The sequence below is a fragment of the Dictyobacter arantiisoli genome (assembly GCF_008326305.1).
Lineage (GTDB): Bacteria > Chloroflexota > Ktedonobacteria > Ktedonobacterales > Ktedonobacteraceae > Dictyobacter > Dictyobacter arantiisoli.
Genome location: NZ_BIXY01000034.1, coordinates 35,808 through 53,827 on the forward strand (window position 1 = coordinate 35,808; position 18,020 = coordinate 53,827).

Sequence of the window (18,020 nt, forward strand, 5' to 3'; positions counted from 1 at the left end):
CACACACGTTGGCGTTTGCCCCTATACTATTGGTCTCCCTCGAAACCGGATAGGTTAATACCCAGTTCCGGCATCACGTCATTGGAGGTATCTTCTACGAATTGGATCTTTTGCTCGTCTTCGTTCAGGACCTCAACGTTAATGCCCAGGCTTTGCAATTCTTTTACGAGCACTTTGAAGGATTCTGGAACGCCAGGCTCCATGATGTTTTCACCCTTCACAATGGCCTCGTAGGTTTTGACACGACCCACGACGTCGTCCGATTTGACCGTCAGGATCTCTTGCAGGATATGCGCGGCACCATATGCTTCCAGTGCCCATACTTCCATTTCACCGAAACGCTGACCACCAAACTGTGCTTTACCACCCAGCGGCTGCTGCGTAATCAAGCTGTATGGTCCAGTGGACCGGGCATGGACTTTGTCTTCAACCAGGTGGGCAAGCTTCAGCATATAGTTGTAGCCAACCGTAATTGGATGATCAAAGGGTTCGCCAGTACGTCCATCGTAGAGTTGGACCTTACCGGTCTCTGGCAAACCAGCACGACGCAAGAATTCTTCAATATCGTCCTCAGTTGCGCCATCGAAAACCGGAGTGGCTATTTTAAAGCCCAATGCTTCCGCGGCCCAGCCAAGATGTGTTTCCATAATCTGACCGATGTTCATACGGTGAGGTACACCTAGTGGGTTCAGAATGATGTCCACTGGCGTTCCATCTGGCAAGAATGGCATGTCCTCGATTGGCAATACACGGGAGATAACGCCCTTATTGCCGTGGCGTCCAGCCATTTTGTCACCGGCACCAATCTTACGTTTCTGCGCGATACTGACACGTACCAGTTGATTGACTCCTGGAGGAAGTTCGTCACCCGCCTCACGCGAGAAGACTTTCACCTCGACGATCTTACCACGCTCACCGTGTGGCACACGCAATGAGGTATCCTTCACTTCACGAGCTTTTTCACCAAAGATGGCGCGCAACAGTTTCTCTTCCGCCGTCAGTTCGGTTTCGCCCTTCGGCGTAATCTTACCAACCAGGATATCTTGCGGTCCAACCTCAGCGCCGACATAAATGATGCCGCGCTCATCCAGGTTGCGCAGACCTTCTTCACCAACGTTTGGAATATCGCGGGTGATCTCCTCAGGTCCCAGTTTGGTATCGCGGGCGTCGATCTCATATTTCTCAATGTGAATTGAGGTGAAGAGATCTTCATGTACGATACGCTCGCTAATCAGGATGGCGTCCTCGAAGTTACCGCCTTCCCAACTCATAAACGCGACAAGAATGTTCTGGCCTAAGGCCAGTTCACCGTCCTGGGTTGAGGTATTATCCGCAATGACCTGACCGGCGATAACGGTGTCACCCTTTTTCACAATCGGGCGCTGGTTAATGCAGGTACCGGCATTCGAACGGACAAACTTGCGCAGGCGATGGCTATGCAGTTCACCCTGCATATCGATGATCTCAATACGGCGGGCAGTCGAAGAAACGACCTCACCATTGACACGACTTACCACGACCTGACCGGAGTCAACCGCGATCTGCCGCTCAATACCGGTACCACAAATGGGCGACTGGGGACGCAGCAACGGCACTGCCTGACGCTGCATGTTGGCACCCATCAGTGCTCGGTTGACGTCGTCATGCTCAAGGAAAGGAATCAGGGCCGTAGCAACTGACACCATCTGGCGCGGCGAGACGTCCATATAGTCAATATTGTCAGAGTTCTCCATGAAGAATTCACCCTGGTAACGAGCCAGGACGCGATCCTCTGCGAACTCATCATTTTCGGTCAACACAGCATTGGCCTGCGCGATCCAGAAGTTCTCTTCATCATCGGCGGTCTGATAATCAACCACCTCGGTGACGAATGGCTTCACACGCACATCTTTATCACCTAATACAGCGGATAATTTCTTGAACAGAACCTCATCAACGCGTACACGCTCACGAGCCGGGATCAAGACGGTCCCATCTGTATCGGTGACTGCATCACGCTCACTGCCAAAGACGCCACGGAATTCACGACCAATCAAATTGGGATCATTAGCCTTCAAACGTTTGTATACCTTGCGATAAGGCGTTTCAATAAACCCATAAGGATTAATCTGAGCATAGGTCGCGAGGTTACCGATCAAACCAATGTTTGGACCTTCAGGAGTCTCAATTGGACAGATACGCCCATAGTGAGATTCGTGTACGTCACGCACATCGAAACCAGCACGATCACGGGAGAGACCACCAGGTCCGAGTGCTGACAAACGGCGTTTATGGCCGATTTCAGCCAGAGCATTGGTCTGGTCCATAAACTGTGAAAGCTGACTTCCACCAAAGAACTCTTTCATCGCCGCGACGACCGGGCGAATATTGATCAGAGCATTTGGTGTGGCCTGTCCTGGCTCCTGAATACTCATGCGCTCCTTGACGACGCGCTCCATACGCAGCAGACCAACACGGAACTGGGTCTGAATCAACTCACCAACACAACGAACGCGGCGGTTGCCAAGATGGTCGATATCATCTTTGCGGCCATGTCCATTGTTCAGTGCCACCATACGACGCACAATATTCACCAGATCATCCTGAGTCAGGATGCGAGTGCTCTGGGGAATAGCCTCGTCCAGTTTGCGATTCAATTTATAACGACCCACACTACCCAGATCGTAGCGGCGTGGATTAAAGAATAAATTCTTTACCAGAGAACGTGCATTATCAAGAGTCGCGGGATCACCCGGACGGAGTTTTTTGTAGAGTTCGAGTAACGCCTCGTCCTCTTTCTTCACTGGATCGCGGTCCAACGTGGCCTGAACGTAACGAATAACTTCATCATTATCCACGCCAGCAAACGCATCCAGAATACCCTGATCGGTTGAAAGGTCTAAATCTTCAGAATGCCATTGATCTTTCGCCAGGCTTGAGATCGCACGCAGCAACGTTGTGATAGGAATCTTACGTTTGCGGTCGATTTTGACGGTCAGCAGATTTTTATTGCTGGTCTCAAACTCTAACCAGGCACCACGGCCGGGGATCAGCTTCGCAGCGAACATTTTCTTGCCCGTGGTAGCGTCTGCGTCTACCGTGAAGTAGACACCAGGAGAACGAACCAGCTGGCTCACGACGACACGCTCGGCACCATTGATGATGAAAGTTCCATCAGTTGTCATTAATGGAAAATCACCCATGAAGACATCTTTTTCAATGATTTCACCGGTCTCTTTATTGATCAAGCGTGCCTTCACATTCAGGGGTGCAGCGAATGTGGCATCGCGGTCACGACACTCGTCCTCTGAATACTTTGGCTTGCCAAATGGTTCGGGTGGTACAATGAATTCTAAACTGAGGTTTTTGCCAGTGAAATCTTCAATCGGAGATATTTCTTCGAAAAGCTCGCGCAAACCCTCTCTTTTAAACCATTCAAAGGAGTCAAGTTGAATTTGAATCAGGCCAGGCATAGGCCGTATGTCTGGAATACGTGCAAAGGATACACGCTCGGGGAGCGCAACGGCCCTTGTGCTTACTGCCATACTTGGTAATCTCCTCTCACCTAGTCGCCCATAGAGGAATTTGAGAGACACGACAATACGCACCTCTCAGTGCAACGGAAAACGGAAAAAAACAGATAAATACTTATTGATAATGCCTGTGTTGTGAAACGGTCTATGACAAGAAAAGTAACCGCTTGCGTTCATAACTAAGCGGTTACTCCTACATCTCTACGCATAATGATTGTTTTGCAAACTTTTTGCCAATCTGCCAATCGCCCACACAACTATCCCCTCCAATTGGAGATAAACAAGCCAGCTGCCAAGATAAAAGCCACCAGTTAAGAATCCGAAACAGCAAAAAATACCACATCGGAACCTCCACCCGGAAATCTTGTTTTTGTTGCAGAGCTTAGCTCATAACAATGGGTAAGGGTTCAACTTCATGTGGTTTATGATAGTATCCTCACGTTTTTGGGGAGTGATGTGTCGTTTCGTAATGTGTCTCGCCTCTTGGTCTACGCCGTTACCTGTGTTATGAATCAGCTATAACACTACTGTTATTAGTATACATACACTGGCAAGGTACAATTATACATGCCCTGACCAAATATGTCAATACCTTTTTCATAACAATACAAAGACCATTGAAAAAGTTGCCTTTCTCAGGCCTCCTGGCTCTTTGCACCGCCAGCACTGGTGGTGTTGTCTCTTTCTGGCGACTTTATTTTCTCTTGTCTGTTTTTGCTCAAGTCGAACGGCGCGTCCTCGTGCAACTCTGCCATGAGCTTCGCCGAGCGGGAAGGCTCATCGATGTTATCATGTATTCTTCTGTCCACAATATAATTTTTCTTCATGAGTATATTACAACAAACGCGCCAGAATTTCAACTTATTCCATCCCGGCCAGGAATTTCAATTCTCAGGGTGAAGACGAGGCTACCCTCGTAACAACTACCCTTCACGGGCAATACCGCTTGAAGAACGAAAATAGATGTTGCAACAACGCAAAAACGCCGAATACTGTGAGCACAAAGGTTCGGACCCTCTTTTGTTGTTTCATCAGACAATGGATGGGCAGACCGGGATTGGTGAGAATGAGGAATCAGGCGACACTCATGAGGTGTTCGGCAGCTTCCAGGGCGCGGGCGATTTCATCACCCAGGGTGGGATTCCAGACCTGCTCGGCGTCAATCCAGCGTTTATGCAAGAGATCTAAGAGCTGGTGTTGATCTTCTGTCGAGAGTAAGTTGAGATCGACCAGTGATTCTGGATGCCCGGGATAACTGATGGTCAGGACAAAATTATCGATGCGAATGGTTACCTGCCCATTCAAGCAATAGGTATGAGAAGAGCCGAGTTTACGACAGAAGGAGACGCCTCCGATACAACCGATGAGGATAATGACGACTGCCGCGATGCTGACGACCAGACCAGCTATACTCAGGAGCACAGCCAATGCTGTAGTTAATACCATCACCACATGATTGTTAAAGCCCAGTGTCCAGCCGATCAGAATGGCTGGTATCAAACCAATCAATGCTGCTGTGAAACACCAGAAGGTGCTATTCATGATCCAAAAGATACTTTTGAGATTCTCTGTCGAGAGGTCACGGACGGTCAGGGTGTTGCTGGCCTCAAACGTGACCATACCCTCTGTATATCCCTGACGCAAAGTGTACAAGAAACGTAATACCAGCGCGCATCCCATTATGGCGAGGAACGATATAAACCACGATAAGGCTACCAATGCATCCTGCCATTTTAAATAGAAAGTAAAGGTATGCGCATAAGTTGTCCACAACCAGGCACCACAGCCAATCCCCACTGCTGCACATACAAGCAGACCTACAAAAAATAGCCAGCCCAACATACGAATATGTGAGTATCGCGAACGCGCCAGATTAAAGCGATACGTATCTTTCAACGTTTGCATCATAAATCCACCCCTGATAATCGAAGAGATTTGTTGCATAGTGCACTTTAAGAGGTGATCGTTTCTTCTTCTCTATGCTGTAACGATTCAACCTGTATCAAGTGTGACAAAAATAATCAACAGTAAGCGCAACAAATCAAGTTTCCGCAGGGAGATTCCCTGTGTTCTATCTCCCCACCTTATTATTACGAAGCAGCGCGAAATTGGTTTCTCTCAGCAATATGTCATTCTGTATCATTTGATAGCAAAAAGCCAGAATGGTCAGAGATACAACGCGAAGAGCATACATTTTGACGCAATCTATATCAAAATATATGCTCTTCTCTATTTCACATATATAATTTTTTCACGCCCGAGGTGCTCACTTGCTGGCAGTAACTTGCGCTTCTGCTCCTTTTTTAGTGTGTGGTGAGCGAAGATAAGTACGAAAAATCATGCGAGGAGCTCAGAAATGGTGGATGAAAAGGAGAGAACAAGTCTTGAAGGCGGAAGCTAACGTGCTTGCGCCCGCAAATCATCAAAGAGAATTGTCTGGAGATAGCGTTCGGCTGCGCTTGGAAAGACAGTTACAATTACTTTGCCGCGATTCGCTTCTTTACGCGCCTCTTGTAAGGAGGCCCAGGCAACCGCTCCACTGCTGATCCCTATCGACAATCCTTCATCCTTCATCACCTGGATGGCGGTCTCGACGGCATCATGGTCTGTAACCGGGATTACCCGATCGATTAAGTCCACGCGCAGGGTATCGGGAATAAAGCCAGAACCCAGGCCCTCAATGCGATGGGGACCCGGTCGACCACCGGAAAGAACGGCACAGGTGGCCGGTTCGACAGCGACTACTTCAATGCCCGGTTTGTACGCACGCAAGCCTTCGGCAATGCCAGTCAGAGTGCCGCCCGTTCCTACACCAATCACTGCCATATCGACCGCTCCGGCTGTCTGTTCCCAGATTTCTAGCGCGGTTCCATCCCGATGAGCACGAGGATTGGCCTGGTTATAGAATTGTTGAGGATACCAGACATTAGAACGTGTGGTACGCAATTCAATGACTTTGTTGATCGCGCCACGCATGCCTTGTGAGGCCGGGGTGAGAATAATTTCAGCTCCAAAACGCTGGAGTAAGAGGCGACGTTCCAGACTGATCGTGTCCGGCATCGTCAGAATACAGTGATAGCCACGTGCAGCCGCGATACATGCCAGGGAAATACCCATATTTCCGCTGGTGGGTTCGATAATCGTCGCGCCCGGTCGCAATAATCCCTGAATCTCTGCCTCGTAGACCATCTGCAATGCAACGCGATCCTTCGAACTCCCACCCGGAGTCATCATTTCTAATTTTGCCAGGATCTTCGCTACCACACCGCTTGGCTGACCGGAACGATCTTCTTCGGCAGCAAAACGCTTTAACTCAAGGAGAGGAGTGCGACCAACTAACTCAGTCACATTTTTTGCCCAATGGACCATAACTCTTTGTCAGCCTTCTTTCTACAGAATCATTCCTCAGGGAGCAAAGCGTGGATAATACTTACCAGTTCTTGCATATTGAATGGCTTGCGCAGGAGAATGCTAGCCCGTAGACCCATACGATGCAATTCCCAATCATGGCTCCCGGTAATCACAATAATGGGAGTGTTTTTGGTATTACTATGTCCTCGTAAATATTTATAGAGGGACCCACCATCGAGACTGGGCAAGCCAATATCTAGTAGCACAAGATCCGCCCCCAGATCAGGCAATTGATCTTTGGCAACCTGCCCATCTGAAAACACCTGCAAACGCCATTGGCCGAAGAACTTAAACACATCACAAAACATCTCGGTCAGTCGTGGATCATCCTCAACAATAGCGATCAGTTTATGCTCATAAGCTGCATCAACCACGTGCTACCATCCCCTTTTGCCTACTCAACACATCCTTATGCTTGCCCCAACCAGCTCCCCCCACAAAAACCGTAGCGGTCATGACCACTACGGAATTTTGAAATTACCTGTACGCGGTCTGGCACATCCGTAACCCCGGTGCCACAGCCTGAAACACTGGTCGACGAACCTGCACGAGCTTAAATGTAGTACATTGTCTCTTCTGTACTACCGGTACGATGCTTTTGAGCCAACTCCTCAATCGTGGTAGTATGTAAGATCTGTTGCGTCAACGTATCTATCTGCTGCCAGACATCGCGTAAGGCGCAACCGGGGGAAAGTTTGCAAAAGTCCGGGTTGGGTAAACATTCCATCGGGGGAACGTATCCTTCAAGAGCCTGCATAACCTGTGCCATAGTAATCTGGCCTGGCGCTTTCGCCAGCATATGCCCACCCTTGGGACCGCGAACGCTCTTCACCAATCCCTCTTTCCGTAATACCATGAGGATTTGATCGAGATACTGCTCTGGGACATGTTGCCGCGTTGCAATATCTGCGCTCTCAATCGGACCTTGCCCGTAATACGCGGCCATATCGAGCATAGCTCGCAGGCCATAGTCTCCCTTCATTGTTAGCTTCATCTTAGGGGCCTTTCCACTGGGCAAAGTGACGAATGTTATAGGGTGGGCTTGTGCTACCAACAGAGGCGGCTCGCCCCCCTGAAATACCTTTTTATCTAGTGTTTAGAATATATCAGTAGAGAATGCATGTCAATGGTTTATCGATGAAACTTGACAAAGTGAGTAAACAATCTCTCTAATAGTATCTTTCTCTACCTCTATCATACCATTACTGAGCCCTTTCCCATTGGCCTGTCCTTCCTGGAATGTGTCAGACTCCTCTATCATTCAAAACTTTACGCATGAATTTTTGCACCTGAGGTGCTCAAAAATGTTTTAACATGCAATGCAGGCGCGTGAGCACCTTCCTACAAGTGGGTAGGAAGATCTCAGAGTGTGTCGGACTCCCATGCTCTCCACCATCTCTGTGCATGAGTTTTCGCACCTGCGGTGCTCAAACAGATTTTTATTATGTGATGTAGAAAAGGTTCTTCGAACCTTTTCTACATCACATAATAAAAAGGGTGCAGGCGCGCAAGCGCCTGCCAGCAGGTGAGCAGCAAGATCCCGCTGCTATTGGGGGGCTGACACTCTCTCATAGAGAGATTGGGAATCAGCGCGTTGTCGAGACGCATATCCTCAGAGATGGATCAGCTTAAGATTAGATAAGCGCTATTCCAAATTGATTAGATTATGCTGAGAATGCCGATAAACAGAACGATCAGGCTTGCAGGTCGCCACAGACCTATCTATAATGAACCTTAGAAACACAGGCACATTTCTTCGCTTCTACTGATGATGCCCGCTTGTGTTAATTGGTGAATCACCAGGAGAGAAACTATGGAGAATCAGCCACAACTCAAAGTTCTTGTCGTAGATGATGAGGATAATATTATAGAGCTTATTCGCCTCGGTCTCCGTTACGAAGGCTTCCAGGTAGAGGTGGCGTCAGATGGAGAGCAGGGCATCGCACTCGCGCAACGTATCGACCCGGATCTGGTTATTCTGGATGTGATGATGCCTGGCATCGATGGTCTGGAAGTCTGCCGCCGTTTACGGAACAACCCGACAACGCGCGATGTTCCAGTGCTGATGCTGACAGCAAAAGATGAGGTGGGAGATCGCATTCTGGGCCTGCAAACCGGGGCCGATGATTATTTAACCAAGCCCTTCGATTTCTATGAATTGTTGGAACGCATTAAGGCGATCTTACGCCGCCAGAGCCGCACCAAGTCTTCTCCAGGCGATGCCTCGGATGCTAATGCCGCGCAGATCTTGCAGTTCGGCGAATTGCGCATGAATACAGCTACCCGCGAGGTGACACGGAGCGGTCAACCCGTTGAGTTGACGGCGACTGAATATAATCTCTTACATCTATTTATGAGTCATCCCCGCGAGGTTCTGGATCGTCAAACCATTTTGAATCGTGTCTGGGGCTATGATTTCTTGGGTGAGACAAATATTATCGAGGTCTATGTGCGTTATTTACGCGAAAAGATTGAGGACTCTCCCAGCTCGCCACGCTTGATTGTCACCGTTCGTGGCGTGGGCTATGTATTAAAAGGATAAAACGTTTTTCACTGTACTCGTCAATTTGTCACCCGGAGTATCACAATTATGTCAGAGCAGAAAGCCATCAGGTCACAAAAACAGTTAGCCATGCGGCTTTCCCGAGCAGACACTCAGCGTCTGGCTTCAAGTGAAAATCTGTATCTGCTTGGCCCAAGCAGGGGAGAAGAGATTACCCAACCGTTGCATATGCCTTTTTCACAGCTTGGTGGTAACAATCATCCAGATACTCCTGCCTGGTTGCGCCCTTTCATGAGCTTACGCACGCAGTTGACCTTTGCATATTCTTTGCTGCTCATTCTGATGCTGGCATTTTCTTATCTTTTACTGGATCAACAGAACTCATCAACCTATATGATGCTCGCTGTGCTGGCTCTGATCCTGGTCGGCTCTGCCCTGGCTTTTGTGATGACAACGTTGCTGCTCCGCCCACTTTCACGCATGACTGATGCCGCTCAGGCAATTGCAATGGGCGATCTGGCGCAACGCACGCGCCTGCCCTTACGCTTGCCTCCCCAGGATGAAATTGATCGGCTGGCCGGAAGTTTGAATGCGATGGTGTCCCGGCTGGAAACAGCAGAGGAGGCACAACGCGCTTCACAGGATCGCTTCCATCAGTTTTTTTCGGATGCCTCTCATCAGTTACGTACACCGCTCACCTCGATTCGTGGTTTTACCGAGTTGCTGCTGCGAGGCAATGCCAGGGATGATCCAGAGACCGCTCAGCATATGCTCAGACGCATGAAAAATGAATCGGAACGCATGACCCTGCTCATCAATGATCTTCTGACGCTGGCTCGGCTAGATGATACCCATCCAATGAAACTGCAATATATAGATGTGGTTGATCTGGCAGTGGAGAGTGTTGAGCAGACAAGATCACGCGCGAACGATGAACGTCCAATTCGACTTCATCTGGCCTCGCAGGACAAATTAGGGGTGCAGGCTGACCGGGAGTGTGTCAAACAATTGCTCTTTATTCTGCTGGATAATGCTCTGAAATATGGACGCCCTGGTCCAGATGGTCAAATTACCCTGAAATTGGATAAGATTCAAGGACAGGTTGCGATCAGCGTGACCGATAATGGGGATGGCATCGCCAGTGACGACCTGGAACATATCTTTGAAGCCTTCTATCGCGGCCGCCATCGCTCGTCCTCAACAAGCACTGTAATTGGTACCGGGCTGGGTTTGACAATTGCATCTTCTATCGTCAGAGCGCATAATGGAGCAATCACTGCTTGTAGTGAACCCGGCAATACCGAATTCAAGGTGCTGATGCCTTGCGCCGACTAGTCTGAGCCTGTCTGCAATCCAGATTTATTCTCTCTAAAATGCATAATTATGGATGAACAGCCTTCCTGGATGAAAAGCGCAGCTATGCTTCTTTCCTACACGCATTGACCTTCGCTGGTTTACCGTGATACACTGCAAAAAAGTAAAAAGGGGATATGGTTGTACGTTCACCACTTATAACCATTTGGATAAAGGTAAGATATCGCTATGTGGACCTCTACGATGGATCTAGACCAGAAGAAAGTTCTGCTCGCGCAGATGATTGGTCGCTTTTATCGCAACATTTATTTTTCTTCTTATTCGCCATTACAAGTCCAGAACGCGCCGCGTCAGTCACTGCCAGAGAATAGCTGGGTACGCGTACGCAATCGCCTCTCAGGTATCTGCGGTAGCGATCTCCACCTGCTTTACCATGGAGGAAGGGATCAGCGTGTTGCCTCAGCTGCTACTCCCAGTCAAAGCCATTATTATCCCGGCCATGAGGTGGTGGGCGAGGTTATTGAGATCGGGGATGATGTTCAGCGCTTGCAGGTAGGCGATCGAGTAGCACTACAATGGAAGCCCAATTGTGTGACGGCTGGTGTACAACCACCCTGTCATTCTTGCGCGCGTGGCAATTATAATTTATGCGAACAGGGGACCTTTCTGGCTCCTCCCCCGTTGGGTGGTGGGTGGAGCGAAGAGATGCTACTCCATGAACAACAACTGTTCCGTGTACCATCCAGCCTGACCGATGAGCAGGCAGTAATGCTCGAACCAACCGCCATGGCAATTCATGCAGTCCTCCGCCATCTGCCCCAACCAGGCGATAAAGTCTTAATCATTGGTGCTGGCACGGTTGGATTGCTGATTCAACAAATCGTGCGTGCCCTGACCCCACAAACCGAGATCAGTGTGCTGGCACGCTATCCTTTTCAGGTGGAACGAGCCACTCGTCTGGGCGCGGCACATATCATCTATCCACATGATGCCTATGTAGGCATCCAACGTGCGACCCAGGCCAAACTATATAATGGACTCTTTGGAAATCGCACCCTTCAGGGCGGCTACGACGTAATCTACGATACGATCGGACAAAAGAATGGTCCATTAGAACGCAGTACATTGCATCATGCCTTGCGTTGGATTCGTTCTCAGGGAACCATCGTCGTTGTCGGTCTGCGGATGCAACCTATCGGTATCGATCTCACCCCCCTGTGGACCCAGGAAATTAACTTGCAGGGAAGCAACGCCCATGGTATGGAAGAGTGGCCGCTAGGCAGCGAGCATGAGGTCTCAACCTTCAAGGTGGCCTCCGAATTGATGATCCAGGGCAGCATTGCGCCAGAACAATTGATCACCCATCATTTCGCTGTCAACAACTATAAACATGCCCTGCTAACCGCGTCCGATAAAGCTGAGAGCCGGGCCATCAAGGTCGTGTTCGATTATTCTCTTCTGCCAGCCTCGGTCGTGCCCAATGTGCGTGCCTCAGCCCCACGCATTCGCCGTCAATCCACCATCAACTTTATGGAAGAGTATCCGGAAACAGGTGAGCTTCTCACTGGCGAACGTCCACGCACGCGCAGTGGAGCCCTGGCTCAGACCATCGATCCTGCCCGGCGCTCATCATCACAGCCATTAACACCTGCCAATCGCAAAGAGATACCTTCAGCTCAACCCCATACCAAAGAGTTAGCCAAGTCTGCGCGCACAGCACAGGTAAGCCAGCAATATCACAACAATAATGATGATGATGGCACTGGAGATACCGCCTCCGCTCTCCCTGCCGTTGGCAGGCGCGCCACAGGGAATCATCATTCCTATGTTCCTCAATCACATATGTCAGGAAATATTGATGTCTCCAGACTCAAAGGAGATGAAAAAGGATCAGTGCCAGCGACATCAAATCATATTGAAGATGAGGCAAAGGCCGATCAGATCGAGCACACACAATACTTTGTCAAACCACAGGCCATTCCACAAACCGAAAATGATCTTGACTTAAATTCTGATGCTACCGTCCGCGTATCCCGTTCAGAAGTAGCAGCTGCACTCAGTGCCGCAAAACTGAATTCGCATACAGCAGAAAACGCAGCAGCGGCGTCTGAGACCCCTGTAGAGATCGAGCAGGAGGTATCCGATAAAAAAGCAGACTATACAGCCAGAATCGGCGCTCAGGAGCTAGAAGAGCCTGAATTCACACAGAACAACGAGCAGACACAATGGGACGCAACAGAAAGAGATGCTATCGATCCTGTAGAGAACTATGATCCATTCTGGGAAGAGCAACTGTACCAACAGGATATACCAGAGGATTCTTTCCAGGAAGAGTATGCTGAAGTTAGCCTGGGTGATGAGTACGATCCCACCCCATCCCTGACTCCTGTCGAATCTGAGACAATCCCAGAAGTTGATGCGTTATCTTCTTCAGAGCAAGAAGCCAGACCTCGCACCATAGCAATCCAGCAAGCGCGCTCTCGCAATCGCAAAAAAAGGTCTGGCGGTCGCTAAGAGCAGGAGAACTTTTCACAGAGACGATAGATCATCAAAGACCTTCACAGTACAACTGCTCTGTATATAAGCGAGCAATTTTATGCATCTGATCTGTCGTCTCATTTTTTGCGCCCCCATGGACATGGGAGCCCTGAGCAATACTAGTCACGCACGGAGTAGAAGATGAGTAACAAGGAATCTCCATTCGCCCATGAGAGATCAGAGTCATTTAAGCCACAGCATCTACCATATTCACCACAACCAGCACCAGCGGATTGGAATACCGCTCCATTTGAACCAGACCAGCCAGACGAAGTTCTCTATTCCAAACAAACAGCCCCCCGGCATGATCCCTCCCTACCATCACCGTCCGTGCATCCATTTTTACACCTGCCTGCTCGCTCATTAACACAAGAATCAAAACAGCCATCCTTGCGCCAATTCCAAGCCTATTCAAGCTCAATTCAGGATCAGATGCCGCCCGTTGAGCCAGTCACCACCACACCCGGGAATACCGCGCAGAGTCAGGTTACTTCATCCCAGCTGCCTGGACGCCGTCGTCGTCGCCAAACAAAGCCGCTCCTACTACTCGCGCTGGTCGTCTTGCTTCTGCTGAGCATCGGCGGCTCCATCCTGGGACAACGTTACTATTCTCCAGAGGTTTCAACGACACCGGTTGCCAAAACAACGATCAAAAAGACCACGGCCTTTGTCGCGCCTCCGCTGAGTAGTCAGCAGATAGATGATCTCAGGCACCTCTCCACCCATATGCAGGATCGACAGCTGGCTTACCTCTCTGTCGCCAGGATGAGTCTGGCGGAAGAAATTGGTCAGGTAATGATGGTTGAGTATCAGGAAAATAGCTACTCACCCGACCTGGATGCGATGGTCCATGATATGCATGCCGGTGGCGTCATTATGTATCAACGTCAGATCAATACGCTTGCACAGACCAGAGCGGATACTGCACGAATGCAAAAACGCGCGACTTTTCCGTTGTTGATCTCAGCCGATGAAGAGGGCTGGAACGTACATCGTCTCACGAATATTTATCCACCACGCCTCTCGGCCCGCGATATCCATGACTCCGGTAGTACGACTGTTGCTGCCAGGGAAGGTACAAAGGTTGCGCACGATCTGCTCTCAGTTGGCATTAATACAAACTTCGCGCCGGATGTTGACGTATCATCTAATGATGGCTATATCGGTTGGGATCAGCGCTCGTTCGGTTCGACCGCTGCGGATGTGATTAAATATGTGGGCCCTTATATGAAAGCCATGCAAACAGGCGGTGTAATCGCAACCGTCAAACACTTTCCAGGACTGGGTAGCGCGCCAAAAACGACCGATCCCCATGCCGTCTTCGTCACCATCAACGAAACCAAACAACAGCTCTATGACAAGGATCTCTTGCCCTTTGAACACTTTATTCATGCCAGCGACAAAATGGAGCAACCGGGCATTGTCATGACGACAGATGAGTTTGTGCCCTCCATTGATCCTACCTACATTTCTGAACTTTCGCCAACCTTTGTAACAGACATTTTGCGTAAACAGATTGGCTATAATGGCGTTATCGTGACGGACGCCCTGACGATGCTTGGGGTACAGGTCAATGGTCAACATGTGCCGCTGGCCGATGCGGGTGTGATGGCCCTGAAAGCTGGCAACGATCTACTCCTGGGACCTCAAAATGCCGCTGAGATGCGTGTAATGGTCACAGCTATCGAGAATGCGCTCAAGAATGGGGCCCTCTCCAAGAGCCGTCTCGATGATGCCGCTACCCACATCCTTACCCTCAAAATGGAGCGCGGCCTTGTCCCGGCGGTTCCACCAGCCAACTCCTGATATAGCCAGCTATAGCCAGGCAGGATCTCATGTAAAGGGCACAGAGGATACAGGGGGACCGGCAGTCCTCCTGCCAGGGGGTGGGGTGTGCCCCACTTTTCCTCTTCTCCCCCCAAAACCCTTTATTTTCCCGAACGAAATGAACGTCGCATTATGGCAATGTGCCACGCTGCAAGCGTTCGATAATATCCTTCAAACGCCGCGTCTCAATTGCATGCTGTTCGCGCAAATGAGATATCTCATGTGCCAGATCCTCTTGCATCTTTTCCATCCCTTCCTTCATGTGCAGGATAGCTTCGACACCAGCCAGATTGACACCGAGATCACGCATCAAGCTACGAATGTGAATGACACGTTCGATATCTCGATCAGAATACAGTCGTGGGCTATGCGGGCTGCTACCCTTACGCGCAGGCGAGATCAGTCCCAAACGTTCGTAATGACGCAAGGTTTGCTCATGCACTTCAGCACGCTGAGCTGCCACGCTAATGATGTACCATGCGCCATCACCATTCTCAGACATGATTTCTCACGCTCCTTTTATCGCGCTATGAGCGAGCTTCGACTCCGCGACTTCGTGCCAGTTGCTCAAACAGTTCTCGTTCTTCGGCAGAAAGTTGCATTGGTAATACAACCTTGACGTGGGCATAGAGGTTTCCATTTCCATCACCACGCAGATGTGGCATACCTTTGCCCGTCAAACGAAATTGCCGATCATTCTGTGTTTCAGATGGAATGGAGAGCAAGAGCCGACGCCCATCAGGAGTCGGAACCGCCACTTCGCCACCTAACATAGCTTTCACCAGTTCCACCTCCACACCCACATGCAAATCATCCCCTTTACGCTCAAAGGTCGCATCGGGCTTTACACTAATCACAAGAAACAGATCCCCACGCGGACCACCACCGATGCCCGGTTGTCCTTCACCAGCCACGCGAATCTTCGAACCATTGTCCACACCAGCTGGAATTTTAACCTGAATACGCTTACTCTTGGGAATCTGCCCCTGGCCGCCGCAGCTACTACAACTGCGACCATTGACTTCACCTGTGCCACGGCAGGTTGGACACACCTCGGTAGACTGAATATTGAAGGTGCGTGAACCGCCGATATACGCTTCCTGTAGCGTTACCTCGACCGGCTGCTCAATATTATCGCCCGCGCGCCGCCGCAGATCCTCACGCATCCCCCCACCCATACTTGAGGAACGAGCACCGGCGTTGCTCCGTCCAAAGAGGGCCTCAAAAAAGTCAGAGAAACCACTTGCACTGGACGGATCAAAGTCGAAGGGCGTGCCGCGCATACCACCCGAACTATAGGTGCGCCGCCCGCCTCCAGCACCTGAGAAACTGGGGCCAAATTGCTCTTGCCAGTTGGGGCCTAGCGTATCATATTTCTTACGCTTATCCGCATCTGCGAGCACCTCATAGGCCTCATTGATCTCTTTGAACTTGTCCTCAGCCTTCTTATCGCCGGGATTGACGTCTGGATGATATTTCCGCGCAAGCTTACGAAAAGCTTTTTTTATGTCGTCCGCACTCGCGCCACGTGCGACACCCAATATTTTGTAATAATCTTTATAATCCATGTCCCAGCCCTCTTAAAAAATGCTGCCTACGAGATACTGATAGTACCTCGATCTAGCGGGCTTTACTTGTTCCCGACACTAACTTTGACGCGGGCAGGACGCAGTATCTCTTCGCCAAGGGTGTATCCTTTGCGCAGCTCTTCCAGAATAACTCCGTCGGGCTGATCGCTATCCTCAACGGCTTCTACTGCCTCATGCACGTAGGGATTAAAGGTCTCGCCGACCGTTGGAACCGCATTGAGCCCTTCACCACGCAGCACTTCATTCATCTGCCACTGAAGCATACGTAAAGTATGTTGTAACTGAGTTTTGTCCATAGTATCTTCATAAATAAGAGCACGCTCTACATTATCTAATACCTCAAGTAATTTATTAAATACAGCCTTTTTTTGATAGAGAACACGATCTGTAACCATACGCTCCTGGCGTTTTCGGAAATTGTCCCAGTCAGCGCGTACATTGACATATTTATTCCAACTGTCGGCCGCCTCTTTTTTCGCCTGGGCCAGTTGCCCCTCTAACTCAGCAATGCGCTGTACCTGATCGGCATCGCCGGTATTGAAAAACTGTTGCTCTATATTTTCTGATTGCTCAGCTGATTTATCGCGGTTATCTTCCATTATGCTTTTATCTCTCCTCAGCATGCTTTTCTATTACATTACTATAGGGATAGGCGTAACTTTATTATGTGTACAGTATAAAACTTGAGCCATACACTGTCAAGTTTCCAGCCCATAGAGTTCCCAGCAACAATACGCATTTAACCATTATTGCCGAAATTGAGATATTTTTGGTATTGACGTTTTTGGATCAGGAGATTTCGTCGACGTGATAGAGGGCGGCAGCGGGACCATGAGGTTGATGATGGGTGCGAATGTAGAGTATGGCTCGTTCGGAGAGGCCAACCTGCTCGGCCAGTCGAGCACCTACTGCGGCATGATGCCAGGCATAACTCAGCGCTTGACGCCAGTGCGGCTGCTCATTGTACGCACTATTATCTGGCTCCATGACTGTACGGCGCAATAGGGATGGGGCGAGGTGCTTGCCCAGAACAATGACAGGGCGCGTCCAGAATGGAACTCGCCCTTCAGCTTTACCGACATCATGCAATAAGGCTGCCGCCAGTAAATCAGATTCCTGATTGCCACCAGCTAACAGACCACGACAGACCCGCAGACTATGCTGCTGATCCGCCGTTGACATGGTATAAAACAGAGGTAGAGCTGAGGCGGGAAGCCAGCGCGCCACCTCTGCATCATCTGCTCTGGTCAACGGAGGCACAAAACCAAGCTGTTGACGCACCTGCCGTAAGCGGTAGCGCACCGTTTTGAGCACCATCTTCATCTT

General features: G+C 49.8%; 13 protein-coding genes. 4 read left to right on the forward strand and 9 right to left on the reverse strand.

Annotated elements, in window-relative coordinates:
* Positions 1-26 precede the first annotated feature (26 nt).
* From rpoB to F1593_RS12840, 5 genes are all read right to left on the reverse strand, one after another.
* Complete coding sequence (rpoB, locus tag F1593_RS12820) at positions 27-3,524, reverse strand: DNA-directed RNA polymerase subunit beta (protein WP_149401959.1); 3,498 nt, start codon at positions 3,522-3,524, stop codon at positions 27-29.
* A 1,062-nt stretch (positions 3,525-4,586) separates the two neighbouring features.
* Positions 4,587-5,420 (reverse strand): LrgB family protein, encoded by an 834-nt coding sequence (locus F1593_RS12825; protein WP_149401960.1) that lies wholly within the window; start codon positions 5,418-5,420, stop codon positions 4,587-4,589.
* A 489-nt stretch (positions 5,421-5,909) separates the two neighbouring features.
* Positions 5,910-6,881, reverse strand: a complete 972-nt coding sequence (gene cysK / locus F1593_RS12830; RefSeq protein ID WP_149401961.1) for a cysteine synthase A — start codon at positions 6,879-6,881, stop codon at positions 5,910-5,912.
* A gap of 29 nt (positions 6,882-6,910) precedes the next feature.
* Positions 6,911-7,297, reverse strand: a complete 387-nt coding sequence (locus tag F1593_RS12835) for a response regulator transcription factor (protein WP_149401962.1) — start codon at positions 7,295-7,297, stop codon at positions 6,911-6,913.
* A gap of 179 nt (positions 7,298-7,476) precedes the next feature.
* Positions 7,477-7,917 carry an RrF2 family transcriptional regulator gene (locus F1593_RS12840; protein ID WP_149401963.1) on the reverse strand — a complete coding sequence of 147 codons (441 nt, stop codon included), beginning with the start codon at positions 7,915-7,917 and terminating at the stop codon, positions 7,477-7,479.
* 819 nt (positions 7,918-8,736) lie between these two features.
* Between F1593_RS12840 and F1593_RS12845 the strand changes: the two genes are divergently transcribed.
* The 4 genes from F1593_RS12845 (at position 8,737) to F1593_RS12860 (ending at position 15,084) form a co-directional block, all read left to right on the forward strand.
* On the forward strand, positions 8,737-9,465 hold the full coding sequence (locus tag F1593_RS12845; RefSeq protein WP_149401964.1) for a response regulator transcription factor: 729 nt from the start codon (positions 8,737-8,739) through the stop codon (positions 9,463-9,465).
* A 48-nt stretch (positions 9,466-9,513) separates the two neighbouring features.
* On the forward strand, positions 9,514-10,761 hold the full coding sequence (locus F1593_RS12850) for a sensor histidine kinase (protein WP_149401965.1): 1,248 nt from the start codon (positions 9,514-9,516) through the stop codon (positions 10,759-10,761).
* Positions 10,762-10,968: 207 nt separating this feature from the next.
* Positions 10,969-13,254: a zinc-dependent alcohol dehydrogenase gene (locus tag F1593_RS12855; RefSeq protein ID WP_149401966.1), complete on the forward strand. Its 2,286-nt coding sequence runs from the start codon at positions 10,969-10,971 to the stop codon at positions 13,252-13,254.
* Positions 13,255-13,419: 165 nt separating this feature from the next.
* A complete protein-coding gene (locus tag F1593_RS12860; protein ID WP_149401967.1) occupies positions 13,420-15,084 on the forward strand; it encodes a glycoside hydrolase family 3 protein in 1,665 nt (554 codons plus the stop codon).
* A 151-nt stretch (positions 15,085-15,235) separates the two neighbouring features.
* On the opposite strand, the gene F1593_RS12865 is transcribed toward F1593_RS12860, so the two are convergent.
* From F1593_RS12865 to F1593_RS12880, 4 genes are all read right to left on the reverse strand, one after another.
* Entirely contained in the window at positions 15,236-15,607 is a 372-nt protein-coding gene (locus tag F1593_RS12865; protein WP_149401968.1) for a MerR family transcriptional regulator, read from the reverse strand.
* Positions 15,608-15,632: 25 nt separating this feature from the next.
* Positions 15,633-16,673 carry a DnaJ C-terminal domain-containing protein gene (locus F1593_RS12870; protein WP_149401969.1) on the reverse strand — a complete coding sequence of 347 codons (1,041 nt, stop codon included), beginning with the start codon at positions 16,671-16,673 and terminating at the stop codon, positions 15,633-15,635.
* A gap of 62 nt (positions 16,674-16,735) precedes the next feature.
* Positions 16,736-17,293 carry a nucleotide exchange factor GrpE gene (locus F1593_RS12875; RefSeq protein WP_172632086.1) on the reverse strand — a complete coding sequence of 186 codons (558 nt, stop codon included), beginning with the start codon at positions 17,291-17,293 and terminating at the stop codon, positions 16,736-16,738.
* 190 nt (positions 17,294-17,483) lie between these two features.
* Positions 17,484-18,017 (reverse strand): hypothetical protein, encoded by a 534-nt coding sequence (locus F1593_RS12880; RefSeq protein ID WP_149401971.1) that lies wholly within the window; start codon positions 18,015-18,017, stop codon positions 17,484-17,486.
* Between the last annotated feature and the right edge of the window lie 3 nt (positions 18,018-18,020).

Bases quoted from the DNA above. Each gene is read 5' to 3' on its own strand.
- rpoB (WP_149401959.1), bottom strand. From the start codon at position 3,524: ATGGCAGTAAGCACAAGGGCCGTTGCGCTCCCCGAGCGTGTATCCTTT.
- F1593_RS12825 (WP_149401960.1), bottom strand. From the start codon at position 5,420: ATGATGCAAACGTTGAAAGATACGTATCGCTTTAATCTGGCGCGTTCG.
- cysK (WP_149401961.1), bottom strand. From the start codon at position 6,881: ATGGTCCATTGGGCAAAAAATGTGACTGAGTTAGTTGGTCGCACTCCT.
- F1593_RS12840 (WP_149401963.1), bottom strand. From the start codon at position 7,917: ATGAAGCTAACAATGAAGGGAGACTATGGCCTGCGAGCTATGCTCGAT.
- F1593_RS12845 (WP_149401964.1), top strand. From the start codon at position 8,737: ATGGAGAATCAGCCACAACTCAAAGTTCTTGTCGTAGATGATGAGGAT.
- F1593_RS12850 (WP_149401965.1), top strand. From the start codon at position 9,514: ATGTCAGAGCAGAAAGCCATCAGGTCACAAAAACAGTTAGCCATGCGG.
- F1593_RS12855 (WP_149401966.1), top strand. From the start codon at position 10,969: ATGTGGACCTCTACGATGGATCTAGACCAGAAGAAAGTTCTGCTCGCG.
- F1593_RS12860 (WP_149401967.1), top strand. From the start codon at position 13,420: ATGAGTAACAAGGAATCTCCATTCGCCCATGAGAGATCAGAGTCATTT.
- F1593_RS12865 (WP_149401968.1), bottom strand. From the start codon at position 15,607: ATGTCTGAGAATGGTGATGGCGCATGGTACATCATTAGCGTGGCAGCT.
- F1593_RS12870 (WP_149401969.1), bottom strand. From the start codon at position 16,673: ATGGATTATAAAGATTATTACAAAATATTGGGTGTCGCACGTGGCGCG.
- F1593_RS12875 (WP_172632086.1), bottom strand. From the start codon at position 17,293: ATGGAAGATAACCGCGATAAATCAGCTGAGCAATCAGAAAATATAGAG.
- F1593_RS12880 (WP_149401971.1), bottom strand. From the start codon at position 18,017: ATGAAGATGGTGCTCAAAACGGTGCGCTACCGCTTACGGCAGGTGCGT.